This is a genomic window from Dongia sp. P2_B8 (assembly GCF_056404715.1).
In genome coordinates this window covers 146,647-164,119 of record NZ_JBFUDM010000002.1, presented here as the reverse complement: position 1 = coordinate 164,119, position 17,473 = coordinate 146,647, and the positions used below count along the sequence as shown (strand labels likewise).

Here is a 17,473-nt window from a genome sequence, read left to right as displayed (position 1 = left end):
TATACCCCCAAAATATGATATATTATGACATGATACAATTTAAAATGATAAAGCCAGTTCAGCGACTCGGCGCCAGCCGCCGATAGCTGAGCGCCTCGGCGATGTGGAGTGCCTTGACGTCGGCGGCTCCTGCGAGATCGGCCAGCGTGCGTGCAACGCGCAGGACGCGGTGATAGCCGCGGGCGGAGAGGCGGAATTTCTCGACCGCCTGGGTGAGCAGCCGCCGGCCTTCAGCATCGGGAGCAGCCAGCGTCTCCAGCAGCTCGCCATCCACCTCGGCATTGCAGCGCAGTTTGTGTTCGGCATAGCGCGCGGCCTGGCGGTCGCGGGCGGCAGTGACGCGGGCTGCGACCTCAGCACTTCCCTCGGCGGGTGGCGGGAGTGAGAGATCGGCAGCCGACACTGCCGGCACGTCGACATGAAGATCGATGCGGTCGAATAGCGGCCCTGAAATGCGCGACTGATAGTCCTGCGCGCATTTGGGCGCCTTGCCGCAGCCCTGCGCCGGATCACCCAGATGCCCGCAACGGCACGGGTTCATCGCCGCCACCACCTGCACGCGGGCGGGATAGGTGACATGGGCATTGGCGCGCGCGATGGAGACGCGGCCTGTTTCCATCGGCTGGCGCAACGCCTCCAGCGTGCTGCGCTGGAACTCCGGCAGCTCGTCGAGAAAGAGGACGCCGAGATGCGCCAGACTTATCTCGCCCGGCCGCGCCCGCAGGCCGCCACCGACCAGGGCTGGGAGTGACGCCGAATGATGCGGGTCGCGAAACGGACGCCTCCGCAACAGGCGTCCTTCGGCGAGATTGCCGGCGAGACTGTGGATCATGGTGACCTCCAGCGCCTCGGCCGGCCCCAGGCCCGGCAACAGGCCGGGCAGGCGCTGCGCCAGCATCGACTTCCCCGATCCTGGCGGTCCGATCATCAGCAGGTTGTGTCCGCCGGCCGCGGCGATCTCGAGGGCGCGCTTGGCGCTCTCCTGCCCCTTGATGTCCCTGAGGTCGAGAGTGGAGCCAGCATCCTCCATGATCTTCGGCACCGGTGCCGCCAGGATCTGCTGACCCTTGAGATGATGGATGAGCGCCAGCAGATTGCCGGGCGCCACCACATTGATCTCGCCCGCCCACGCCGCTTCGCCCCCTTGGGCGGCCGGACAGATGAGGCCCAGATCGTGCTGTGCGGCATGGAGCGCTGCGGGGAGGACACCAGCCACCGCCGCTACGGATCCATCGAGCCCGAGCTCGCCCAGCACGACGAAACTATCCAGGGCACTGGCCTCGATCACACCCATGGCGGCGAGCAGGCCCAGCGCGATGGGCAGATCGAAATGCGAGCCTTCCTTGAGAAGGTCCGCCGGCGCCAGATTGACCGTGATGCGCTTGGGCGGCAGTGCCAAGCCGATAGCCGTCAACGCCGACCGCACCCGTTCCCGGCTCTCCCCCACCGCCTTGTCCGGCAGTCCCACCAGCGTGAAGGCGGGCATCCCACCCGATACCTGCACCTGCGCATCCACCGGCCGCACGTCGACTCCCTCGAAAGCTACAGTCCGAACGCGGGCGACCATGGGTGATCCTGTAGTATGGACTTAAGGTTGCTGGGGCAAATCGAGAACAATCATACCGGGCATATTGGCAAAGTCACTCAACTTTGACAACCCGGCGAGATCACACCTCATCCTCCGGTCGCGGAACAAATCTTTTGTCGGCAGCATAAGCGTCAAGAAATTCGTGCGAGGCGATACGGTCCGCCAAGCCCCGCAAGGTTTCTGCAGCCGGTCCCAGGACCGTTTCCACCCGGCGGTTCACGGCCGCCCATAGCAGAAGCGCCTCTTGCAGCCGGGCTTTGCCCAAGGGCGTCAGAACGCCGTGCTTTACGCGTCTGTCGTGGGCGTCGTGGCGCACCTCCACGAGTCCGTCCCGCACCAGCGGCCGCAAGGCGTGGGTCAGCGCCGAGAGCCGGATCGCCAGCCGATCTGCCAAAGCCTGCAAGGTTGGGCCTTGATCACCGTCGCCGGTAAGTCCGTCGATCTGTACGAGCAGACCAACTTGCGTGGCCTTGAGGCCACTTGGCGCAAGCGCGTCATCATATAATTGACCGAGACGGCGCGCTGCGCGGCGCACCGCGGTGTTCGTGCAGGCTAGTTCGGCCAGCATGTCGGCGGCCTTGGCGCCCGGCCCGCCCACATCCCCGATTAGCGTCAACGGATCATGATTTTTGCCCATACCCTAAAATAGTTGAGCACTGCACCATTGACAATGGCCGGGGCGCAACTAGATAATTGAGCACTCAACTAAATGAGCTCCCCGCTATTAGTTGAGCACTCAAATAAATAGGAAACCGCCATGTCCCTAACCAGTTCAGCGAAAATCGCCGTGGTAACCGGCGCGTCCTCCGGCATCGGCGCCGTCTATGCCGACCGTCTTGCCGCCCGGGGTTACGATCTCATCCTCGTGGCGCGCCGTGTCGACCGCCTGGAAGCCCTCTCGGCAAAGGTGTCGAAAGCCTATGGCAGGAAGGTCGAGGTGATCGGCGCCGATCTAGCGCAGGAGTCCGATCTTGCCCGCGTCGAAAAGATTCTCGCAACCAATCCGGCGGTTCATGTCCTTGTGAACAATGCCGGCCTTGCGCGGCTCCGGCCGGTTGCCCAGTCATCCGCAGAAGACTCCCGCTCGCAGATCGCCCTGAACATCACCGCGCTGACGCGCCTCACCCAGGCCGTCCTGCCCGCCTTTCTGTCGCGGAACGCGGGCGAGATCATCAATATCGCGTCGGTTCTGTCGCTGCATTCGCTGCCGGTCAGCTCAGTCTACAGCGGCACCAAGGGCTATGTGCTGAACTTCAGCCGCGGCCTTCAGCAGGAGCTTGCTGAGACGGGCGTGAAGGTCCAGGTCGTCCTCCCGGCCTCGACGGCCACTGAGATTTGGGATGAGTCCGGTATTCCGCTCTCCGCTTTGACCAAAGGCACCGTGATGACGACGGAAAACCTGGTCGATGCCGCTTTGGCTGGCCTCGATAGCGGCGAAGCCGTCACGCTGCCGTCGGTGTCGGATATAGGGCTTTGGGACAATTACGACACCGCACGCTCCGCGCTATTTGCGGCAACACAGACCGATAAGCCGGCACCTCGTTACAAAGTACTCTGATGTCTGGCGGGGAACGCAGAGCGTTCTTCGCCTGAGCTGCAGCAGTTCAAGCCGGGCACAGCCCAAGACCCTCCTCGCTTATCCACCCGCCCACACGATCCTTCGTGTGCGGCGGGTGGTGTTGCTTACACTGCAGCGTTAACACCGATGAGCGCCCTTCATCTGGCAACTGGACTTCTTCAAAGGCACGTTCAAAGACAGACGCCACCGTAATGGCCGCCAATGCGCCGGATGATGCCGGCGCCGTTTGTCTCCCAAAACACCCGCCAGACCAGTCGGCACACCAGGCCTGGGCGCTCGAAATTTGCCATGCTGTGCTGGCGGGAGATGTCGAACCCCTGGCGCGCGAGCGCACTTATAAGGTCTCGCTCCTGAGATCCAACCGGAAAGCTGTCTCGGATACGCTGCTTAAAAACGGCGTCGCCATCGTCGAATTTTGAAGGCAGGTTTTGTGCGATTTCCGGCAGTGGCTTGGTGAGTTCCGGAGTCCGGGCGGCATAAGTCCAATAAAGTACAATGCCGCCAGCCACTGCCACGGCAGCGATGAGGAAGTACCTGCGAGGTCTCAAAGCTCGCCTGTCCACGAAAGCATGGTCCGGACCAAAGCCACGAATCCGTCGGTCGCTGCTAGTGCAGTCACGTCGTAGGAGAAATCGGGGTTGCAAGGCATATCGCCTGTCAGCAAGTCCTTCACCTCAAGATTGACACCAGTCGCCGTCACCTCATCGCGCTTGGAGAGTTCGACATCCGCGCAATCGAAGCTCGCGGCGGCAGCCTCCTCGCTGGTGAATAGGCAGATAAAATTCAGGGCTATAAAGGCGACGAGTGAGAAACAGACACCCGTGAGCAATCCTGCGGCCTGGATTTAGGGTTGCTGTGGAAGAATCTGAACAATACTGGCAAGCATTTTAGGAAAGTGCAACCGCCTGATGTGATCTGGCCGATGTGATCCAGTTCACAGCACGCACCGGTGCCCCTTGATAAGATGGAAATGGGCGTTCACGTATGCGTGTGAGTTCACTTCTGAGACTTGCGCCCGACAATTGTGCTTGTACCTTGCCGAATCCAAAATTCGACCATAGCAATCTTCGGCATCAGTCACGCGGCGATCACGGCCCGAGTCACAGATTGCCGTAACAAACTGCCGTTGCAGAACGACGTTAAGGGTGGATGCCGTCAGGATTTGATCTGGGGAGTTTTGTTTGAATGGGGCTGCTTGAGCGGGACACATATCTTCAATCGCTGAACGGCTGGCTGGATCAGGCCGCGACCGGCAGCGGCTGCATCGTGCTGGTCGCCGGCGAGGCTGGTATCGGCAAGACCTCGCTGTTGCAGCAGTTCGCGCGCCAGCTGGATGGCGCTAAACGCGTTCCGGCCCGCGCCACTTCCGCCCGCATATTCTGGGGCGGCTGCGAAGCGCTCTTCACGCCGCACCCGCTGGCGCCGCTCTATGACATCGCGCGCCAGGCCGGGAGCGAGTTTACCCAGGCGATCTCGGCGGCGACCCAGCGCGAGGCTGTCTTCAACGTCACCATGGACTATCTGGCCCAGGGCCCGATGCCGACGATCCTGGTGTTCGAGGACGTGCATTGGGCCGATGAGGCCACGCTGGATCTGGTCAAGTATCTCGGCCGCCGGCTGCAGCGGCTGGGAATCATGCTGGTTCTCAGCTACCGCGACGATGAGGTGGGCGCCCGGCATCCACTGCGCTCGGTCTTCGGCGACCTGCCCGCGGCCGCGATGCACCGGCTGCAACTGGCGCCGCTCAGTGCCGCTGCCGTGGCTTCCCTGGCACAGGAGGCCGGCCGCTCCGCTGCGGGCCTCCATGAGGTTACCGGCGGCAATCCGTTCTTTGTCACGGAAGCGCTGGCGGTCGCGGCACCCGACGTGCCGGCCACCGTGCGCGACGCTGTCATTGCGCGATTGGCGCGATTGTCGGAGCCCGCCCGCGCCATCGCCAACCTCGTCTCTCTCGTTCCAGGCAAGACCGAGCGATGGCTGATCGACAAGGCCTCCGAGAAGAGTGGCGGCAAATCCGGTGCAAAGACCGGCGAAGCAATCCAGGAATGTCTGGCCGTCGGCATGGTGGCGCTCCCCGACGGATCGCTGGCCTTCCGCCATGAACTGGCGCGCCGCGCGGTCGAGGAACATCTGCCGGTGCCGCAGCAGCAGGAACTGCATGCGCGCATCCTGCAGACTCTGCTGCGCCATATCGGCAGCGAGATTCCGACGACGCGGTTCGTTCATCATGCGGACCGTGCCGGCGACAGCGAGGCTGTTCTCCGCTATGCACCGCTTGCTGCCGAGCGTGCGGCAGCTCTGAGCGCGCACCGCGAGGCGGCGGCACATTATGAAACAGCCCTGCGGCATGCGGGCGGCTGGGCCGACGCCTGCCGTGCCGATCTTCTTGAGAAGCTGTCATACGAGTTCTATCTCATCGAACATATTCCCGAGGCACTCGAAGCCCGGGAGGTTGCGCTGAAATTATGGCGCGCGGTCGGCGATCCGCTGAAGATCGGCGACAGCCTGCGCTGGCTGTCGCGCCTCTCCTGGTTCAATGGTGTAAAGGATGCAGCCGAGCATTTTGCCGCCGGGGCGATCGAGATGCTGGAATCACTGACGCCCGGCCGCGAACTGGCCTTTGCCTATAGCAACCGGTCGCAATTGCACATGCTGAACAATGAGCCGGAACCCACCCTGCATTGGGGCCGGAAGGCTATCGACCTGGCGACGGCGCTGAATGACACGGAGATATTGAGCCACGCCTTCAACAATGTCGGCACTGCCAGAGCCACGTCCATGGATCTGCAGGGTTATGAAGATCTGGAACACAGCCTGAAACTGGCGCTTGATGCGGGCCTTCAAGAGCATGCCGGCCGTGCCTATACCAATCTTGCGACCACGGCGATCCGGCTTCACGATTTGGACTGCGCCATTCGCTACCTCCGAGAAGGCATCGCCTATTGCGAGGCGCATGAGCTGGTCTCCTGGATCCGCTACATGAGCGCGGCGCGGTCGGTGGTTCATCTGGCGCAAGGTCATTGGGATCTCGCCGCAGATGAAGCACAGGCGGTCATTTCCAACCCGTGCGTGGCGCCGATCAGCAAGATCCAGGCATTGATGGTCCTGGGGCTGGTACGTGCGCGCCGTGGCGATCCGGACCCTGATGCACCGCTCAACGAGGCGCTGGACCTTGCGGTCCCCACCGGTGAAATGCAACGCATTGGGCCTATCATTGCCGCGCGTGCGGAAATAGCCTGGTTCAAGGGCAGGCTGCCCGACGTCGCGGAAGAAGTTCGCGCGGCCTATCAGGCGGCACTGAAACAGTCCGACCCGTGGATGCAGGGCGAACTCGCTTTCTGGCTCTGGCGCTGCGAAGGTGCGATCGATCGGAAAGCCTGTATTGCCGACCCCTTCGCGCGCCAGATCGCCGGCAAGTGGCACGAAGCTGCGACGATCTGGGAACATATCGGCTGTCCTTATGAATTGGCGATGGCGCTTGCAGACAGCGATCAGGAAGAAGATCTGCGCCGCGCCTTGAAAATATTCGAGGAGTTGGGGGCGGCACCCATGGCCGGCATCCTGCGCCGCAAGCTGCGCGCTGGCGGCATCCGCAGCATTGCGCGCGGTGCACAGGAACGCACGAAGCAGAATCCCCATGGCCTCACCACGCGCGAGCTTGGCGTTCTTGAGCAATTGACCGAGGGTCGCCGCAACGCCGACATCGCGCGACGCCTGTTCGTCTCGGAAAAGACCGTGGATCATCATGTCTCGTCGATCCTCGGCAAGCTTGGTGTTCGCTCGCGCGGCGAAGCTGCGGCTGCTGCCTATCGGCTGGGCCTGGCATTTGCTGTACCTGAGGCGCGATCGGCAAAAAAATAGGGAATCTTCCCGATGTTCGGATGATTCCGGCCCCCTAACTTGCACAACGTCGGAATCCTCCGGCGACATTTTGCAAGGTGTGTGCGATGCAGCAGCAACTCATGGAACGAAGTCTGATAGACGGAATCGTTCAGGCCACGAGCAAGTCGGAACTGGAAGATGTCCGCGCCCTGATGCGGGCCTTCGTGGCATGGCATCGCGCCCGGCATGTCGAAGACATCACCCTGGTCAATCGCTATTTCGATCAGCATGCGTTTGACGATGAACTGGCCGGACTGCCGGGCAAATATGCCCAGCCTCATGGCTCGCTCCTGATCGCCTACGAGGATGGGCAACCCGCCGGCTGCGTGGCCCTGCGCAACCTCGGTGTCGGTGTGTGTGAAATGAAGCGGATGTTCGTGGCGGAGGAATTCCGCGAACTGGGCATCGGCCGCGCACTCACCGCACGAATCATTCTCGATGCCAAGCAAGCTGGATACCGCGTCATGCGGCTCGACACCAGCAAGCGACAGGGCGAAGCCATCCGGCTCTATGAGCGCGCCGGGTTCTGCGAGATACCTGCCTATTATGCCATGCCCGATTATCTCAGTGACTGGCTCCGCTTCTTCGAGCTGGAGCTCTGATCATGAAGGAACCGATCTGCGCCAACCCGTGCCCGGATGTGCCCGTCCGCGGCATGCCCCAGCTCGCCATTGCCGGCCGGCTGCGCGGCATCATCGAGGCCTTCCTGCTATGGCTGGAGCGGGGGCGTCAGCGCCGCCGCATGCACCAGCTGAGCAATCACATGCTCCGCGATATCGGCCTGTCACGCGCCGATGTCGAGGTGGAATTCCAAAAGAAATCCTGGCACCGATAGTCTCCCCGGAATGCTGTAGGGGCATGCTGCCGGGGGCTGGCTTGGGGCCCAATCCGGCAGGCGGAAAAATGGGGAGGATTCCCGATGTCCGCCCCCAATCGGTCCGCTAGCTTGCGCCATACCGGACTTTCCCGGACCTCGGACCAGGAGAAACAAAATGCCGCGCTATGTGGTGGAACGTGAATTTGCCGCCGGGCTCATCATTCCCATCAACGATGATGGCGCCAAGGCCTGCCGCACTGTGGTCGACACCAACCTCAATGATGGTGTGACCTGGGTGCATTCCTATGTCAGCACCGACAAGAAGAAATCCTACTGTATCTATGACGGACCGAACCCGGAAGCTATCCGGCGGGCGGCGGGCAAGACCAACCTGCCAGTCGACAAGATTTCCGAAGTTCGCGTGCTTGATCCCTATTTCTATCAATAGACCTGCCGTGGATTGAGACCCCCAAAGTTTGCCCCCTATGCTTTGCACCCCGAGGGGCGGAGGCTTTTGCAAGGCTTCCGCCCTTCTTCGCGCTTGCGCATTTGGGTGATGCGCATCACGATTGCGTCGGCCAGCCGATGCAAATTTTCCCCAGATGAATAGATTGAGCTGAAATCACTCTATTGGGGATGCAGTGCACGACCCAATCGCAATCACGCCCACCACCGCCGACGATTTAGCCGGCAGGCCAAGCACAGCAGCTCTCCTCTTATGTTTTGCAGCTGCCGTTCTTGCCATGCTGCCGACGCAGATGACCCGCTTGTTCATGACGGAAGCATTGCTCTGGCTGATCGCCGATTATGGCGGACGGCTGTTGTCGATCAGCGTCATCCTGGTGCTGCCGGCGGGCCAATGGTGCCTGCGTCAGAAAGATCGGCTTCGCGTCGATCCGTTTGAAGCATTCCTGTGGATTGCCCTCTTTGTTTTTCTCTTCAAGATGACACCGCTTGATCGGATGTTGGGCGGCTTTATGCCGGGAACGGCATTGGGCACCTATCCGCGGCCGTCGGGCGGGCTCTATCTCTTCGACCTCACCATCGGCATTGCCTTGGTCGCCTTTCAGGAAGAACTGGTCTTCCGCAAGCTTGCCTATTATGCCCTGCGGCGCGTGACGGCCAATGAAACGATCATCGTCTTCGCCAGCGCAATTGTCTTCACGGCCTTTCACTGGTGGACCGGAATCGGCAATATGATCGGCGTGGCCCTGTTTTCGCTACTCGCCATGCCTTGCTATCATCGCACAGGATCGCTCTGGCCGATCGGCCTCGCGCATTACCTGCTGGATTTTCTATCCTTCGCCTGACGGTCAGGCGACGATGATCTTGGCCACCTCGTCGGCGCCGAGTTCGCGCCATTGGCCTTCCGGTAAATCACCCAATGTCAGGCCGCCGACGGCCGACCGGTGCAGGGTGTCGACATGATTGCCGGTCGCTGCGAACATGCGCCGGACCTGGTGATAGCGGCCTTCATGCAGGGTGAGGCGCGCAGTCTTCTCGCCGGTGACCTCAAGTTCCGCCGGCAGCAGGGGCTTGGTCTCTGATTCCAGCATCATGGTGCCGCTCGCGAAGATCGCGACCTCGTCGCCGGCCAGCGGGCGGGCGAGGGTCGCTTCATAGACCTTGGGCACGTTGGATTTGGGCGAGATCACGCGGTGCAAAAAGGCACCATCGGCGGTGAACAGCAGCAGCCCGGTGGTATCGCGGTCGAGGCGCCCGATGGGCGAGACCGGCGGTTTCCGAAAGCGGAAGCGCATCGGCAGAATGTCATAGACGATGCGGCCGGGATCCTTCGTGGAGCAGGTGAAGCCCAGCGGCTTGTTCAGCATGACGACGGCGCTGGCATCGGGGTCCAGCGGCTTGCCGTCGAAGCGGAGTTCCTTGTGCGGGATGGTCGTGTCGAAATCGAGCTCGGCTCCGGCAGCATCGGTGATGCGGCCGTTGCGGATGAGCGCCATCATCTCCTTGCGGCTGCCGTAGCCCAGATTGGCAAGATGTTTCACAAGCTTCATGACGCTTTCACGGCCTCGATGATTTTATAGCCATCGGCGACGGCCAGGATTTTGTGGCCAGCACCATTTCCGGTGAAGTTCTCGCGCAAGACCGTCTCATAAGGGAGATGTTGGTTGGCCACCAGCAGCATCCGCCCACCTGGACGCAGTACCTTGGCACCGGCCGCGATGAAGGATTGGCCGAGATCGGTGCGGTCCGCCTTGCCGGTATGGAAGGGCGGGTTGCTGACGATGACATCATAAGACCGCTGCAGCCCGGTGGTGACGTCGTGCCATAGAAAATCGAGCGCTACTTTGCCGGCGAGCGGCTTGATATTCTCTTCCGCCAGCAGCAGCGCATCTCGTTCCGCCTCATAAAGATCGAGCGCCGTCACCCGCGGGCAGCGTGCCAGCAGCTCGGCACTGAGATAGCCGAAGCCGGCACCAAGATCGGCGCCATGGCCGGCAAGGTCGCTGGGCAGATGCTGGGCAAGGAGTGCCGATCCAGCATCGATACGATCCCAGGCAAAGAGACCGGGGCGGCTGAGGAACCGCGCATCGGCAATACGGCGCGGCTGCCCCAGCGCGAGCCAATCGGCGAGCAGCACCTGGTCGATCTTCGCGGGATCGATGCGCACCCAGAAGACGCGGCATTTGTTCTTGGACAATGAGCAGCCGGTACCGGCAAGGCTTGCCAGATCCGCCTCGACTGATCGCGCGCCTTCATTGTTGGTGACGGAGGCGACCACGATTCCGCCGGGGGCGGCGTGCGCCACCGCATCCGCCAGGATATAGCGCGCCGCGTCCCGCTGGCGCGGTGGCAGGCTGAGGATGAGCGGGAAGGGACCGGTCGGCGTTGCGGCATCTCTATCGGGTGGGAACCCACTCAGGGACAAGGCCTGGGCAAAGGGCAGAAAACCCTGCCGGCAAATCAGCCGGTGTCTGGGCGCCGCCCGCAGGGCCGCCCCCATGCGGGCACCCAGAAACAGAATATCGCCCTCGGCCGGCCAGGCGAGGGCGCCGGTCGCAAGAGGCAGAAACAGGGTATCGAGGGCAGGATCGATCATGGCGATGATCTAGCGGAAATTGGGCTCGCTGTCGCGCCCCTCTGGTACGTCACGCCCCTCTGGTACGTCACGCCCCTCTGGTACGTCACGCCCCTCTGGTACGTCACGCCTTGGGCGGCACCGGGTCGTAATCTTCGAATTCCTTGGACTGCGCGACGCCATCGCTGATCGTGTAGTAGTCGCCCTTGTCCCTGACGAAGATATGCCGGTCGAGCTTGAGCTCGGTGGGTCCGTCAAGGCTGCCGGCCGTGATGCTGAGATAGGGCAGGCCCTTGCCGTCCCAGAACAGGTTCGATCCGCACAGGCGGCAGAAGCCGCGCTGGGCCGTTTCCGACGAGACGAACCAGGTCAGATTGTCGCCACCCATGATCTTGATGTCGCCGCGGGCGGCGGCGGTCGCTGCCATGAAGTGACCGGTTGCGCGCCGGCATTGCGAACAATGGCAGGCGATCACCGGGCGCAGGGGGCCGGTCACTTCATAACGCACAGCGCCACATAGGCAGCCGCCTTTGGCATGATGGCTCATGGCAGTCTCCTCCAGATACGTTCCAAAGCTTGGTCTGGCCGCCGGTTGCGAGGCTGTCGCCGGAGCGACCCTCTCTGGCCCGTTAGGAAGGCGCCTCTTATCGTCATGGTCAGCGAAGGCGTACCATGACGAACTGACGATGATGATTTGATTGGTGGAGCACCGGACAGTTTTTGCAGGGGCTTGCCAGCCGCAGGCGCCGACGCTAATCTCCACCCCATGAACACGAACCTTTCCCTCGCCGCTGCCGCACTCGGTCAGCGATTTTGGTACCGCTGGTACGACCCGGCGGCCTGAGGGATATTGCATCCACGCTTTCAAACCAGGGCCGCCTTCTACCAGGCGGCCTTTGCATTTCCAGTCATTGGAATCATGGGTTTGGGTCTGGGCAGAGGGCGGTCTCTCAAACCCAGGAGACCAGACCATGACCCGTTTCGACTTCGACGTGATCGGTGACAGCCCCCGCCTCATATCGCGCCCACCGGACAAGATCGCCGACAAGGCAACAGAGGCCGAGCGACAGAAGCTGCCCCAGGATCATACTGGGGATCACACGGCACCCGTGGCCAAGGCACAGAAGCCCGCTGCCTAGGCGCCCTGGCCTGGGGTCTGGACTCAACCGCTCGAACGGCGAAGTTCCGCTCGCCACCCACACCGGACTCTCGCACCAGGCCCGTGGTGTTACCCAGCTTCATCCATGGAAGGCATGCTGCGTTTCAGCATGCCGGACCAAAAGGAATCAGCCGCAATGAAGTGCCTGCGTATCTATGCCACGCCGGATGGCGAGTCGCATTTCGATCAAGTCGAATTGCCGACGACGAAGATTTCGGTGCACCCGGACGCCACGCCGTTCGAGGTCTCGGCCAGCTATCCGGCGTCCCGCGTCCGCCTCACCCGCATCCCGGCGGGCATGCGCGAGGTTGCTTGGCATACGGTCCCAGAGCCGGTGCTTACGGTCAGGCTGGATGGTTCGGTCGACTACGAGACGAGCGACGGAGGGGTGCGCCACGTTCCGGCGGGTAGCTTCGTGTTGGTGGAGGACACACACGGCAAGGGCCATCTCTCACGCCATTCCGCAGAGGCGCAAACTGTCATCTGGATCTCACTCCCGAACGGCCTTGATCTGCCACCCGCATAGCCCGCCTGGGCATACTGTCGGTACCGCTGCCGAGAGTCTGCTTTCCACCCGTTGCAGACATTCAGGCCGTGGCAACGCCTTGGTCCGGCCAAACCCTAGCGCCCGCCGCTGTCCTTGAGATAGGCACCGGGCGTGACGCCCATGATCTTGCGGAACATGGCGATGAAGGTGCTGGGATTGGCAAAGCCCAGTTCGAGTGCGACGTTCTTCACGGCATGTCCGCTGCCCAGCAGAGTGAGGCTGCGCAGCAGGCGCATCTGCTCGCGCCAGCGGTGGAAGGTGAAGCCGGTTTCGGTCATGAACAGCCGCTCGATGGTGCGATCCGAGGCGCCGACATGCTGTGCCCATTCCTTGAGGCTGCGGCGGTCGGCCGGGTCTGCCGTCAGCTTCGCGCAAATGGGCAGCAGCCGTCGGTCGCTGGGATAAGGCAAATGCAGCTCGCTCACCGGCAAGGTCTCGATCTGGTCGAGCAATACCTCGGCAAGATGGCCGTTCGCCGTGCCTGGCGCGAAGTCAGCCGGGTCTGGTGCGTGCGTTGAAATCACCGCCGCCTGGATGAGCTCGCGCATCAAAGGCGACACCGACATCGTCCGCGGGGTCGGCGGCAAATCGGGCCGCGCACCGGGCTCGACATAAAGCGTTCGCATGGCGGCTGCCTGATTGATCACGATCTCATGTTCCATGCCGCCTGGAATCCACACGCAGCGGTTGGGCGGCGCCACCCATTGGCCATGGGCGGTTTCCACCGTCATGATTCCGGTGCAGCAATAAATGAGCTGCGCCTTCCTGTGGCTGTGCGGCTCGATATGCCAATCGGCCGGATAGTTGATCGGCACCACGAGCACCGGGACCGGCACGGCATCGACATCGAACCATTGCGCATCGATCTCGTGGTGCGTGCTTGCCGGAAACTTCTTCTGTGCCAGAAACTTTCTCTGTGGATGCGCCATGACAAGCACGTCCTTCGCTGACGGTCTCACATCAGAATATGAGAGGCCCAGAATATGAGAGGTTGTGGCCGTTTCCCACTATTCTTTGTCGCCTTTCCGGGACCTTCAGCCTGCTGCCGCCCATTCTATCCATGCAAAACTGCTGCGGAGCGGTCTGATTTTCAGGACGGGGCGATTTTCGGGGAAATGATGGCGACACAATCGTCCGGGGTCTTGGATGCTCGCATGGCGCAACGCCGCTTGGGCATCTGCCTAATCGTGGGTGCGGCTCTGGCGTGGAGCACGGCCGGGTTCTTCACGCGCGTGGTGGAGACCGATCTGTGGACCATGCTGGTGTGGCGCGGCGGGTTGGGGTCGGTGGTACTGTTCCTGTTCATGCGCCTGCGCGATGGATCCCAAGGCTGGCGCATGCTGTACCAGGCCGGGACACCATTCTGGCGCGCGGCCATTCTCTCGGCGCTGGCAATGGTGGTGTTCATCGCCGCCCTCGACAATACGAGTGTCGCGAAGGTTTCGCTGATCTACGCAGCAGTGCCTTTCGCCGCGGCGATTCTCAGCTATCTCATGCTCGGCGAGCCACCCAGCCGCGCAGCCCTGGTGGCCAGTCTTGTCGCGGCCATCGGCATTGCCATCATGATGGCGCCCTCCTTTGCGGCAGGTGCCAGAGGTGGTTTCGCTGACAATCTCATGGGCGATGGCCTTGCTTTGCTGATGACCTTGCTGATGGCGCTCATCACCGTTCATCTGCGTCGCCATCCAGGCTTGCCCATGGTGGCGGTAGGCGCAGTTGCCTGCTTGCTCACGGCACTGATGGCGCTGCCCTTCGCATCACCCCAGGATGTCGCGCCAAAGGACATCTTCTGGCTGTCTCTGTTTGGTCCGATCACATCGGGCATCGGCTTCGTGCTTTACGCCAAGGGTGCGCAGCGTCTGCCCGCGACCGAGACCGCCTTGCTGGGCGCCATCGAGACACCCCTGGGCCCGCTCTGGGTGTGGCTGCTGTTCGGCGAGGTGCCCGACTTTGCGACCCTGCTCGGCGGTGGCCTGATCTTCATGACCTTGCTGGCCTATGTCTGGCACGAGCGGCCTGCATAGACTTTCTAAATTTTCACGTGATCCATATGTGTGCATATGAAGTTCGGCACATCGGGCGGATGCCTGGACCGCTGTCGGATTTCGATTAGTCATTGGCGTGAAAGAGTCATGCCCATCGCTTCTGTTCCCATCGGCGCTGGACCATCCTGGAGCAGCAGGGTGGATCGCCTGCCAGCAAATGAGGACGCATCATGGGCGCAGAGCGCGGACGGAATTCCAAAAGTGTCACAAAGGGCATGGTCGCCACGATGCCCGTGCGGCGACGGATAGCCATGCGGTCCCGTATTGATCAAGAACCCGCCAATGCCATGGCGACCCTGCAGGCGCTGGCCGACGTCTATGAACAGATCGCCGACCGCCTGCTGGAGCAGATGCGGATCCATGCCGCGGACCGCCTGTCGACGCGGACGCTTGGCCGCCACCTTGATTGGGTCGGCACGCGGGCGCAGATGGTCGATCGCTTCATCAAGGCCGGCGATTCTGCGATGAATTACCTGTGCGCGGCGCAGGATGGCCCCACCAGGCTGCTGCCGCTCGCACAATTGACCGCGCGCAATGCAGCAGAACCACACGGACTGCCGGTCGCACTCTTCCTGCTGGAGAAGATCGACGAGGAACTGCGTCTGGCGTAAGCGCGCCCTCTATCGTCAGTCGATATCGACCATGACCGCGACATGATCGCTGGGCTGGGTCCAGCCGCGCATGTCCCGGAGGATATTGGCGTGGCGCACCCGCTTCGAGATGGCGGGTGTCACCCAGACATGATCGAGCCTGCGGCCGCGATCATTCACCGTCCAATCGGCCGAGCGGTAACTCCACCAGGAGAACAGCTTGGTGGGCGCCGGCGTCACCTGCCGGACTGCATCGACCCATTTCCCGGCTTTCTGCACGGCGTTCAATTTCTCGACCTCGATCGGTGTGTGGCTGACGACCGAGAGCAGCTGCTTGTGCGACCAGACATCGTCTTCGAGCGGAGCGATGTTGAGATCGCCCACCATGATCGCCTTGCCCTTGGCCGAGGCGCCGGCTTTGGTGCCGGCCAGAAAATGATCGCGCAGCTCATCGAGGAATTGCAGCTTGTGGGCAAACTTCACATTGCTGTCCGGGTCGGGAATGTCGCCGCCGGCCGGGATATAGAAATTGTGGAGCTCGACATCGCCGTCGAGGACGACATGGGCGTGGCGCGCATCGCCCTTGAGGCACCAATCCTGCGGGTCCATCACCTTGAAAGGAATCTTCGACAGGATGGCGACGCCGTTATAGGCCTTCATGCCGTGGAAGCGGACATGGGGGTAGCCCAGTGCCTTCACGGCCTCCAGCGGGAACAGCCCGTCCTCGACCTTGATTTCTTGCAGGCAGATGACATCGGGACCTTCCTGGACGGCAAGGCGCCGCAGCAGGTCGATGCGCAGGCGCAGCGAGTTGATGTTCCAGGTGGCGATGCGCATCGGCTGACATCCGTTTCAAGACCATGACGGGAAGGCGGTCCTCAGTCGCATGTCGACTCGGTTTGCGTCCAGCAATGGCGCCAATGTCGGATGCCAATGTTGGGGGGCGGTATTGCACGGCTGCATAAGTGCGGCGGCGCTGCCACATGATGTGCAGAATTCACGAATTCACGAAAGCGGATCAGCGGGAAGCGGGACCCAGAAAATATGAACGCCCGGTCAGGGGAGGACCGGGCGTTCGACACTCCGTATTATCGGAGTCCGGTTACGGTGGGGGAGACCGCTTCCGGTGCTGGCGTCAGTCATTGCAACTGCCGCCATTCGCATATGTCTTAGATGATGTTGATACACCTGAATTCAAGAGGTGCGATTCTGAAAGAATGCAATTCAGACTGCGCACCGCTGCATAACTCGGAAGTATCTGGAATCGCCGCGCGAATCCCGCCTTCACAAGAAAATGATCAGGTTTCGCGAGCGCCAGGGTCGGAGAATTCTCCAGTCCTAGGACTGGAGACTGCCGCGAATTATGCAGCCTGGCCCTTGGCATTCTTGGAACTGGCGAGCTTGGCGCGGCGGTCTGTCGCATAGGCGCGCGCCGCCGCACCGAAGGCGCGGAACAGCTGCATCGAATCCGGATTGTCGACGCAGCGATATTCCGGATGCCATTGGACACCCATGGCAAATCGCTTGCCGCTGACGCGCACGGCCTCGATGACGCCGTCCGGCGCGCGGCCTTCGACCACCAGCCCGTCGCCCAGGCGGTTGATCGCCTGCCAGTGCACGGAATTGATCACCGTCTCCTCGGTGCCCAGCATCTTGGCGAACTGGCTGGAGGCTTCCAGGTGCAGCTTGTGGGCCGGCGCGTAGATGGCGTCATAGGGGCCGTCTGCACCGCGATGGTCGAGCTTGCCCGGCTGTTCATGAATGCGGGTATGCAGCGTGCCGCCCAGCGCCACGTTAAGCTCCTGGAAGCCACGGCAGATGGCAAAGAGCGGGATATCGCGGGCCAGCGCTGCCCGGATCAGCGGCAGGGTGACGGCATCGCGGCCGGGATCCTGCGGGCTGTCGTCGCGGTCGGGATCGCCATTGTAATGCTCGACCGCCACATTGCTGGGGCTGCCGGTAAAGAGGACACCATCGACATGGTCAAGCAGCGCCTCGACCGGCAAAGCCGGGCCGAGGGCCGGATAGGACAGAGGATAGGCGCCGGCACCGTCGATGAGGGCGGTCAGGTATTTCTCGCCAACCGTATGATAATTCTGGCCATCAATGAACTTCACGCACATCGGCACGGCGATGATGGGCGCGTCCGTGGGCAGGGTCTGCTGCAGGCGGTAAGGGGCCGGTTTGGTCATGATCTCGCTCGGTGGCTGTTGGCGATGGCTGCCC

Annotated in this window: 20 protein-coding genes; 11 read left to right on the top strand and 9 right to left on the bottom strand. The window is 62.1% G+C overall.

Translation table 11 applies throughout. The annotated features are described in order from the left end of the window. Positions 1-58: 58 nt before the first annotated feature. Together AC1DWZ_RS05680 and AC1DWZ_RS05675 are read right to left on the bottom strand one after the other, a co-directional pair. On the bottom strand, positions 59-1,567 hold the full coding sequence (locus AC1DWZ_RS05680) for a YifB family Mg chelatase-like AAA ATPase (protein WP_477167901.1): 1,509 nt from the start codon (positions 1,565-1,567) through the stop codon (positions 59-61). A gap of 100 nt (positions 1,568-1,667) precedes the next feature. Next, a complete protein-coding gene (locus tag AC1DWZ_RS05675; protein ID WP_477167900.1) occupies positions 1,668-2,204 on the bottom strand; it encodes a MarR family winged helix-turn-helix transcriptional regulator in 537 nt (178 codons plus the stop codon). 141 nt (positions 2,205-2,345) lie between these two features. On the opposite strand from AC1DWZ_RS05675, the gene AC1DWZ_RS05670 reads away from it, so the two are divergent. Beyond that, a complete protein-coding gene (locus AC1DWZ_RS05670; RefSeq protein ID WP_477167899.1) occupies positions 2,346-3,146 on the top strand; it encodes an SDR family NAD(P)-dependent oxidoreductase in 801 nt (266 codons plus the stop codon). 212 nt (positions 3,147-3,358) lie between these two features. Beyond that, the gene (locus tag AC1DWZ_RS05665; RefSeq protein WP_477167898.1) at positions 3,359-3,586 is read left to right on the top strand and encodes a hypothetical protein; all 228 of its coding nucleotides are present in this window, start codon (positions 3,359-3,361) and stop codon (positions 3,584-3,586) included. A gap of 125 nt (positions 3,587-3,711) precedes the next feature. Here AC1DWZ_RS05665 and AC1DWZ_RS05660 read toward each other — a convergent pair whose 3' ends face one another. Next, positions 3,712-3,996 carry a hypothetical protein gene (locus AC1DWZ_RS05660; protein WP_477167897.1) on the bottom strand — a complete coding sequence of 95 codons (285 nt, stop codon included), beginning with the start codon at positions 3,994-3,996 and terminating at the stop codon, positions 3,712-3,714. Positions 3,997-4,352: 356 nt separating this feature from the next. Here AC1DWZ_RS05660 and AC1DWZ_RS05655 point away from each other — a divergent pair, with 356 nt between their 5' ends. From AC1DWZ_RS05655 to AC1DWZ_RS05635, 5 genes are all read left to right on the top strand, one after another. Next, positions 4,353-7,028, top strand: a complete 2,676-nt coding sequence (locus AC1DWZ_RS05655; protein ID WP_477167896.1) for an ATP-binding protein — start codon at positions 4,353-4,355, stop codon at positions 7,026-7,028. A 101-nt stretch (positions 7,029-7,129) separates the two neighbouring features. Next, a complete protein-coding gene (locus tag AC1DWZ_RS05650; RefSeq protein ID WP_477167895.1) occupies positions 7,130-7,651 on the top strand; it encodes a GNAT family N-acetyltransferase in 522 nt (173 codons plus the stop codon). A gap of 2 nt (positions 7,652-7,653) precedes the next feature. After that, a complete protein-coding gene (locus AC1DWZ_RS05645) occupies positions 7,654-7,884 on the top strand; it encodes a DUF1127 domain-containing protein (RefSeq protein ID WP_477167894.1) in 231 nt (76 codons plus the stop codon). 157 nt (positions 7,885-8,041) lie between these two features. Continuing rightward, the gene (locus AC1DWZ_RS05640; protein WP_477167893.1) at positions 8,042-8,314 is read left to right on the top strand and encodes a DUF4242 domain-containing protein; all 273 of its coding nucleotides are present in this window, start codon (positions 8,042-8,044) and stop codon (positions 8,312-8,314) included. Between the two features lie 193 nt (positions 8,315-8,507). Continuing rightward, on the top strand, positions 8,508-9,176 hold the full coding sequence (locus tag AC1DWZ_RS05635; protein WP_477167892.1) for a CPBP family intramembrane glutamic endopeptidase: 669 nt from the start codon (positions 8,508-8,510) through the stop codon (positions 9,174-9,176). A 3-nt stretch (positions 9,177-9,179) separates the two neighbouring features. On the opposite strand, the gene AC1DWZ_RS05630 is transcribed toward AC1DWZ_RS05635, so the two are convergent. The 3 genes from AC1DWZ_RS05630 to AC1DWZ_RS05620 all read right to left on the bottom strand — a co-directional run bounded on the left by AC1DWZ_RS05630 (position 9,180) and on the right by AC1DWZ_RS05620 (position 11,453). Then, positions 9,180-9,881, bottom strand: a complete 702-nt coding sequence (locus AC1DWZ_RS05630; RefSeq protein WP_477167891.1) for a pseudouridine synthase — start codon at positions 9,879-9,881, stop codon at positions 9,180-9,182. Beyond that, the gene (locus AC1DWZ_RS05625) at positions 9,878-10,927 is read right to left on the bottom strand and encodes a class I SAM-dependent methyltransferase (RefSeq protein WP_477167890.1); all 1,050 of its coding nucleotides are present in this window, start codon (positions 10,925-10,927) and stop codon (positions 9,878-9,880) included. Before AC1DWZ_RS05625 ends, AC1DWZ_RS05630 begins: the two co-directional genes overlap by 4 nt. Before the next feature lie 103 nt (positions 10,928-11,030). Beyond that, on the bottom strand, positions 11,031-11,453 hold the full coding sequence (locus tag AC1DWZ_RS05620; RefSeq protein WP_477167889.1) for a GFA family protein: 423 nt from the start codon (positions 11,451-11,453) through the stop codon (positions 11,031-11,033). Positions 11,454-11,877: 424 nt separating this feature from the next. On the opposite strand from AC1DWZ_RS05620, the gene AC1DWZ_RS05615 reads away from it, so the two are divergent. Together AC1DWZ_RS05615 and AC1DWZ_RS05610 are read left to right on the top strand one after the other, a co-directional pair. After that, complete coding sequence (locus tag AC1DWZ_RS05615) at positions 11,878-12,045, top strand: hypothetical protein (protein WP_477167888.1); 168 nt, start codon at positions 11,878-11,880, stop codon at positions 12,043-12,045. A 114-nt stretch (positions 12,046-12,159) separates the two neighbouring features. Beyond that, complete coding sequence (locus AC1DWZ_RS05610; protein ID WP_477167887.1) at positions 12,160-12,591, top strand: cupin domain-containing protein; 432 nt, start codon at positions 12,160-12,162, stop codon at positions 12,589-12,591. Between the two features lie 95 nt (positions 12,592-12,686). On the opposite strand, the gene AC1DWZ_RS05605 is transcribed toward AC1DWZ_RS05610, so the two are convergent. Continuing rightward, a complete protein-coding gene (locus AC1DWZ_RS05605; RefSeq protein WP_477167886.1) occupies positions 12,687-13,541 on the bottom strand; it encodes an AraC family transcriptional regulator in 855 nt (284 codons plus the stop codon). 225 nt (positions 13,542-13,766) lie between these two features. Between AC1DWZ_RS05605 and AC1DWZ_RS05600 the strand changes: the two genes are divergently transcribed. Beyond that, entirely contained in the window at positions 13,767-14,636 is an 870-nt protein-coding gene (locus tag AC1DWZ_RS05600; protein WP_477167885.1) for a DMT family transporter, read from the top strand. A gap of 272 nt (positions 14,637-14,908) precedes the next feature. Then, complete coding sequence (locus AC1DWZ_RS05595) at positions 14,909-15,268, top strand: hypothetical protein (protein WP_477167884.1); 360 nt, start codon at positions 14,909-14,911, stop codon at positions 15,266-15,268. 15 nt (positions 15,269-15,283) lie between these two features. Here the strand turns inward: AC1DWZ_RS05595 and AC1DWZ_RS05590 are convergent, their stop codons facing one another. Both AC1DWZ_RS05590 and AC1DWZ_RS05585 read right to left on the bottom strand, forming a co-directional pair. Then, positions 15,284-16,084 (bottom strand): exodeoxyribonuclease III, encoded by an 801-nt coding sequence (locus AC1DWZ_RS05590; protein WP_477167883.1) that lies wholly within the window; start codon positions 16,082-16,084, stop codon positions 15,284-15,286. 524 nt (positions 16,085-16,608) lie between these two features. Continuing rightward, positions 16,609-17,439 carry a gamma-glutamyl-gamma-aminobutyrate hydrolase family protein gene (locus AC1DWZ_RS05585; RefSeq protein WP_477167882.1) on the bottom strand — a complete coding sequence of 277 codons (831 nt, stop codon included), beginning with the start codon at positions 17,437-17,439 and terminating at the stop codon, positions 16,609-16,611. Positions 17,440-17,473: the final 34 nt, after the last annotated feature.